At 71.6% G+C, this 6,305-nt stretch carries 4 protein-coding genes and 1 pseudogene; 2 read left to right on the top strand and 3 right to left on the bottom strand.

Going from position 1 to position 6,305, the window contains the following annotated elements:
* Positions 1–224 precede the first annotated feature (224 nt).
* The 3 genes from PUR56_RS01620 to rho form a co-directional block, all read right to left on the bottom strand.
* Positions 225–1,577: a Fic family protein gene (locus PUR56_RS01620; RefSeq protein WP_329947541.1), complete on the bottom strand. Its 1,353-nt coding sequence runs from the start codon at positions 1,575–1,577 to the stop codon at positions 225–227.
* Between the two features lie 314 nt (positions 1,578–1,891).
* The gene (locus PUR56_RS01615) at positions 1,892–2,710 is read right to left on the bottom strand and encodes a serine/threonine-protein kinase (RefSeq protein WP_329877701.1); all 819 of its coding nucleotides are present in this window, start codon (positions 2,708–2,710) and stop codon (positions 1,892–1,894) included.
* A 230-nt stretch (positions 2,711–2,940) separates the two neighbouring features.
* Positions 2,941–4,353 (bottom strand): transcription termination factor Rho, encoded by a 1,413-nt coding sequence (gene rho / locus PUR56_RS01610; RefSeq protein WP_329947540.1) that lies wholly within the window; start codon positions 4,351–4,353, stop codon positions 2,941–2,943.
* 446 nt (positions 4,354–4,799) lie between these two features.
* Between rho and PUR56_RS01605 the strand changes: the two are divergent.
* Together PUR56_RS01605 and PUR56_RS01600 are read left to right on the top strand one after the other, a co-directional pair.
* Positions 4,800–5,061 (top strand): annotated as a pseudogene (locus PUR56_RS01605) (IS630 family transposase); the annotation flags it as partial.
* A 473-nt stretch (positions 5,062–5,534) separates the two neighbouring features.
* On the top strand, positions 5,535–5,828 hold the full coding sequence (locus tag PUR56_RS01600; protein WP_329947539.1) for a hypothetical protein: 294 nt from the start codon (positions 5,535–5,537) through the stop codon (positions 5,826–5,828).
* The last annotated feature ends 477 nt before the right edge of the window (positions 5,829–6,305 follow it).

The following is a 6,305-nucleotide window of genomic DNA, read 5'->3' as shown; positions in this document are numbered from 1 at the left end:
TCACAGCGGCCTTCGCGTCAAGTCCTGTGCCTCTTGGTCGAGTTCAGGATCACGCGAAGGCCGCTCCCGTGTCCCGTGATCACCCGGACGAGTGATCACCGAGTCGGCCTGTTCGAGCCCGATGGATAAATCACAAGCTGAAGGGCAGTGTCGCAGCCTGGCGAGGTTCCGATGTCGCCTGTGACAGGGACCGCGATCCGGGCGGCGCTGGTTGTACCGGGCGGTCACTGAGCGGCGGCGCGGTTCTGCCTGAGGTGGAACTCGACGGAACGGCACAGGCTCAGCGCGTCCTGCGGGTCGTCGGCCCGGTGGCCGAACCGGCGGATGAGTACCACCGAGTCGAGTGTGATGCCTGCGCGGGCCAGCACGAACAGCAAGGTGAGCAGGGCGGCGCGGGCGTTGCCGTCGTCGAACGGGTGGAAGAAGCAGACATCCAGGTAGGCCCGGGCCGCTCCGGCAGCCGGCGAGAGCCGGCTGTCGGCGGCTTGCGCCAGACAGGCGTCGAGGCGGGTGCGGGTGTCCGGGCCGATCCCGTAGCGCTCCTCGCCGCCCTTGGCGAAGGCGGGGTGGGCACGTAGCAGTGGTGGCTCAGGTGTGCCCAGTACGTGCTGCTGCCAGCCGCGCAGCAACTCGAAGTCGAGCGCGGCACCACACGCCGCGTCGGCCCGCACCAGATCCAGTGCGGTGAGGAGGCCGGCGGCGCGGGCGGGGTCCACTGCGGCGTCGAAGGAGCGGAAGTCCTCCGCCGCGCCGTCGCGGGCGGGGGTCACCGGTTCACTGTGCGTGCTGTCCTCGCCGTCCGGCCACGGCACGCTCTCGCGCACCGCGAGCCAGCGCTCCAGGTGGTCCGGGAGCTGGCCCGGGTCCGGTGACCCGTGGGTGTCCTGGGGGCGCAGCGGGCCGACGAGCTGCTCGGCGACGTCCTCCGCCAGGACGGTGTCCGGCGCGGTCCAGCTCTTGAACCGGCCGCCGACCGCCTGTTGCACCAGCCGCTCAGCCAGCTCAGGGGCGACACCCCAGTAGCTGAGGAACCAGCCCAGGACCTGCTGGCAGTGCCCGTACCAGCCGCTCTCGGCGCCGGTCCGGTCGGCCACCTGCAGGATCAGGTTGCGGGCGGTGCGCTCCCACAGGATCCGGTCCGCCACCAGGGTCTCCGGGTCCAGGGGGTAGGCCTCGAACCACTCCGCGAGGCGCTCCAGCCAGTCACGCCACTCGCACAGCGCCGCCACGACGTGGTCGAGGGTCTGCTCCGGGGTGGTGATCGAGTGCGACCCGCAGCACCAGTTCCCGACCGGCCCGCCGTCGACGTCCCCCTCGCCGAGCGACCAGCGCCACCCCGCCGCCCACCGGCCGTAGCGTTCTATCAGTACGTGCGTCATGGCATCGGACCAGGGTTTGGCCACCTCCCAGGCCCAGTTGGCTTTGGTCAGATCGGCGTCGGGGTCCAGCCGGGAGGGTACCCGCCGCGCCGGGCCGAGGGAGTGGACCACCTGCGCCGCCGAAGCGGGGTCGAAGGGGTGGTCGGCGGGGTCGACCTCGTCCCAGGTCAGGCCTGCGGGGGAGAGCGCGTTGAACACCCGACCAGGGTGCACGGAAACCAGGGGTGTGAGCAACGCTGTTTCCGCCGGGTCGCGGCCGGCCGAACCACCACAAGGACTCCGGCTCCGCCGGGTCGCCCGGCCCCGGGGGATACCCGGGGGCCACCCGCCCGTTGCGCTGGTCCTCGCCGGCGGCGGCGCCACGAGGCTGAACAACCGGGCCGCCGCGATCTGATGGTCTGCAAGGGAAGGCCAGTTGCACGTCCTGCCCGATCGGCCGCTGGGCGAGCGGGCGGCGGATTCCGGCTCCAAGAGGCGTGATGGGCTGGGCGGCTCCGCCCTGGCCGCGGCCGTCAGCCGATGTACGAGGCGGCGATGGCGCCCAGTCGACGGCGCGTCTCGGTGGCGGTGGCCGGCCGGGCGGCGGGGTCCTTGGCCATGAGCGCTGCCACGAGGCTGTCGAGCCCGGGCGGGATCCCCGGGCGCAGCCGGCCGGGCACCGGCGGGGGGTGGGTGAGGTGCTGGTTCATGACCGAGACGAGGGTGTCGCCGGCGAACGGCCGCTTGCCCGTGCACAGTTCGAACAGCACACACCCCAACGAGTACAGGTCGGCCCGGCCGTCGGCGTGCTCGCCGCGCCAGCGCTCGGGAGCCATGGTGAACGGGGTGCCGACGACAGCCCCGGTGACGGTCACCCCGGGCAGTCCTTCGCGCTGTGAGATTCCGAAGTCCAGTAGCTTCAGCACACCCGACGACGTGATCATGATGTTGTCCGTCTTGACGTCGCGGTGCACGATCCCGGCGGCGTGCGCGACCTGCAGGGCCACGCAGATGTACTGCGCCCACACCAAGGTGTACGCGAGGTCCGGCACGCCGTCGGCGACGATCTGGGCCAGCGTTCGGCCGGACAGTAGTTCCATGACCAGATAGCTGAACCGGTCCGCGGCATGGTCGACCTCGCCGAGATCGTGGATGACCACGATGTTGGGGTGCATGAAGACGCCGGTTGCGCCGGCCTCTCGCAGGAACCGCTTCGCACCCTCCGCATTGCCCTGGTGCGCTACCGTTTTGACCGCCACGGGCCTGCCGACCCGGGAGTCGTAGGCCTCCCACACGACACCGAATCCGCCCCGGCCGAGCTCGCGGACCAACCGGTACCGCCCGTCGAGCACATCCCCCGCTCGCACCCAACCCCCCGCCGGTCCACCCTGGCCCAGGGCCCCACAGCATACGGGCCGGCGGCGCCCCTCCGGGAGGGATTCGGGCGACCCGCGGCCGCCCACCTGTGTGAGATGGGCGGAGAGCTCGCATTGCCGGGCACGAGTGGACTACCGCACGGCAGAACGACGACTTCCGACCGGGCGAGGGGCGGTGGAGTTCCAGGACATGGTGCCGGTTCGGTTCAGGCCGGGGGAGTCGGGGTGCTGGTTGCCACCTGGCGCAGAAGTTCGGTGTTGGTGGTGGTCTGCTTGAGGCGGTTCAGGAGCAGTTCCGCGGCCGGCTGGAGGTCGAGGTTTCCCAGGACACGGCGCAGGGTCCGGGCGGCGGGGGTGCGGGTGTGTCCGAGGAGGAGTTCCTCGCGGCGGGTGCCGGAGGCCCGGACGTCGACGGCGGGGAAGAGTCGCTTGTCGGCGAGGCGGCGGTTGAGGCGCAGCTCCATGTTGCCGGTGCTCTTGAACTCCTCGAAGATCAGGTCGTCCATGCGGGAGCCGGTGTCGACGAGGGCGGTGGCCAGGATGGTCAGCGAGCCGCCGTTCTCGACGTTGCGGGCCGCGCCGAAGAGTTTCTTCGGGCGCTGGATGGCGGTGGCGTCCAGGCCGCCGCTGAGGGTTCGTCCGTGGGCGGGTGCGGCGGCGTTGTGGGCGCGGGTGAGGCGGGTGACGGAGTCGAGCAGGACCACCACGTCGTGGCCGAGTTCGACGAGTCGCTTGGCGCGCTCGACGGCGAGTTCGGCGACGGCGATGTGCTCGCGGGCGGGCCGGTCGAAGGTGGAGGCGATGACTTCGCCCTTGACCGAGCGCCTCATGTCGGTGACCTCCTCCGGACGCTCGTCGACCAGGACGACCATCAGGTGCGTCTCGGGGTGGTTGTGGGCGATCGCCGCCGCGATCCTCTGCACGACCATCGTCTTGCCGGCCTTGGGCGGTGCCACGATCAGACCGCGCTGGCCCCTCCCGATCGGGGCCACCAGGTCGAGGACCCGGCCGATCAGTTCGCGCGGGCCGGTCTCCAGGCGCAGGTGCTGCTGCGGGTACAGCGGCGTCAGGTCGTTGAACGCGGGCCGGGGCGGGAGGTTGTCGGCGGGGCGGCCGTTGACCGTGTCGATGCGCTCCAGGAGCGGGCGGCGGTCGCCGCTGTGCGGGCGTGCGGCGCCGGTCAGGACGTCGCCGGAGCGCAGGCCGAGAGCGCGCAGTTGGCGGGCGGGCACGTGCAGGTCGGTGGGGCCGGGGAGGTAGCCGGAGGTCCGCAGGACGGCGTTCCCGTCGTGGACGTCCAGCACTCCGGAGGCCGGGACGAGGCCGCTCCCCGCTGTGGTGGCGGGCTGCGCCGGCCGGCCGGCGCGGTCGCGGGTTCGCTGAGGCGGCAGTGCGGGGCGGGCCCCCGGGCTTTCGGTGTCGGCGGGCCTGGGACCGGGACCGGCCGTGGGCGTGGGCGGCCGGCCGGCGAGGCACTTGGCGGTGATAGCCTCGACGAGTTCGCCCTTGCGCAGGCGGGAGGCGCCCGGGAGGCTCAGGGCGGAGGCGAGTCGATGGAGGTCGGCCTTCAGCAGGCTGTCCAGCGGCGTGGTGATCGAGGGTTCGGTGGTGGTCGTCACGAGATTGGTACTCCTGTTGAGTCAGAGGGTGTCTGGCGGCACTGGGCGGGCCGGACGTGGCGGGGAGCGGCGCGGTTGGTGGCGCTGCCGGTTGGGTGCGGAGCTCGGGAACGAGTTCGGCCGGAGCCCCGGATCCTGGCGGTTGTGTCTGCGGGTAGCGGTCCGGCGCTCCAGCGCCCCGGTGCGGGCGAGAGAGGTGAGCACGCGGGGTTCACCGTCCGGCAGGAGCGCGGATTTTTTCCGGGAAGCGGCCACTGCGGGGCGGCGCTCATGTACTGCCGATGTGCCTGGCCGGGAGGGCGGGGAGCGTCGGTCTGCCTGCTGTCCAGAGCGGCCGGCCGCGGACCGTGTCCGCTGTGCCATGGGGCCAGGTTCCCGCACCGTGAGGTGGGCGTCCAGTGGCTCCTCTGTGGATTGTAGCGTCTCGGGGCGCTGTGGGGCGAGGGGATAGCGGCTTGGCCGCGCTCGGATCGATCCGAGCGGCGCCTCCGGACGGTGGCCCGGGTCTACGTGATCCTGGACAGTCTTTCGACCCACAACGACAGGAGGACCCGTCACTGGGCTACGAAACACCCGGTTCAGGCCCGCGCGCTGCACGCCCACCGACGCTGGCACGACGCCGACGCCCGCCACCCCGACGTTCCGGCCGCCCAACGCCGCGAACGTGCGCGTATCCGTAGCGAGAAGGGAACGCACCCGGGCGGACGGCCACCGCTGTCTGACCAGTCATTGCCGAGACTCCTTCGTTCATGGGAAGCGGATGGAAGGCGTACCGGCGCACGTTCGGAACTCCGAACACGCTCGTCCTCTACCGCACGCCGGACCGGTGACGGTTCGCCGTGCACCGAAGCACCGGGCGGCATCGCCGACGGCTTCCTTGATCACCCCACCCCCGCCTGAGAGCCTGAGCCGGCCCAGGCCGCCCCGCACCGCACCGCAGGGCCGAGGAGTCGGCCCACCGAGAACCGGAAGCCTCTCGGCGGCCCGCCGGTCGACCGGACTGGTGGTCCGGACCTGTCACCAAGGCCGGACCACTCCCCGATGGTGATCGCTGAGCCACCTCCGACAGGCCCACAGCAACGCGTGAACCCCTGTGGTCAGAGCACCAGGCTGACCGGCCGATCTGGCAGGGCCTTCAAAGCCGGTGACCGATACGATCTTGCGGCGGAAAGGGGGAGGACATGGAGGATGTCTTCGATATGAGCGGAACACCCCCGCACGGGTGGATGCACGTGATCTTCGGGGGCGGGCCCTACGGCGAGGACGTCGGCCGGTGTGTCCCCGGTCCGCCCGCATCCGAGCGAATCGCAGTCCCGCTGCCGAAGGGCGGCGAGTTTGCGTACCAGCTGGTGACGGTCGGTTCGTGCTCAGCGCCGGACAACCCCATCGCCGTCTGCAACGAAACCGGGCCGGCGCCTGAGCCGCCGCTGCCGGAGCTGGAGAAGTCCTGGCTCAACCGACGCGCCAGGCAGTAGCTGCCGGCCGGAGGACGGTCACGTACGAAGCCGGATGACCAAGGCCGCTGCGGCCACGGCCCGGGGCGGGGACGGCCTGTTTCCGCGAGGGGGCGGCCGGGACCGGGCCGGCCGGGAGGGTGGGCTGTCACCGCGGGACGGCCGGCGGCGGGTGTTTCGAGTGCCGGCCGGCGGTGGGGCGGTTTCTCGGTCCCGGTGGTGATCGATCGGCGAGGCTACCACCCGTGACCGCCACCCAGATCCTCGCTGGGGCCGACTGTCCTCATTGGGGCGGGAGTTGGCCGAGTGGCGGGGACGGTTCCCGGATGACCGAAACCGTCTGTCCGGGCGGGTCATCTGGCGCGTCTACGCGTTGACCGCGTCGCTCCGGCGCTTTTTGATGGTCGGTGGTTCTCCGAACGGGGAGTCGAAGCGGAAGCTGCGTGGGGGGATACATGCGAGGACGTACGAACCGGGTCACAACAGTCAGACGTGGAC

The organism is Streptomyces sp. BE303 (assembly GCF_036290945.1).
Lineage (GTDB): Bacteria > Actinomycetota > Actinomycetes > Streptomycetales > Streptomycetaceae > Kitasatospora.
The sequence above is the reverse complement of the archived record's forward strand: the minus strand, read 5'-3'. Positions and strand labels throughout refer to the sequence as shown.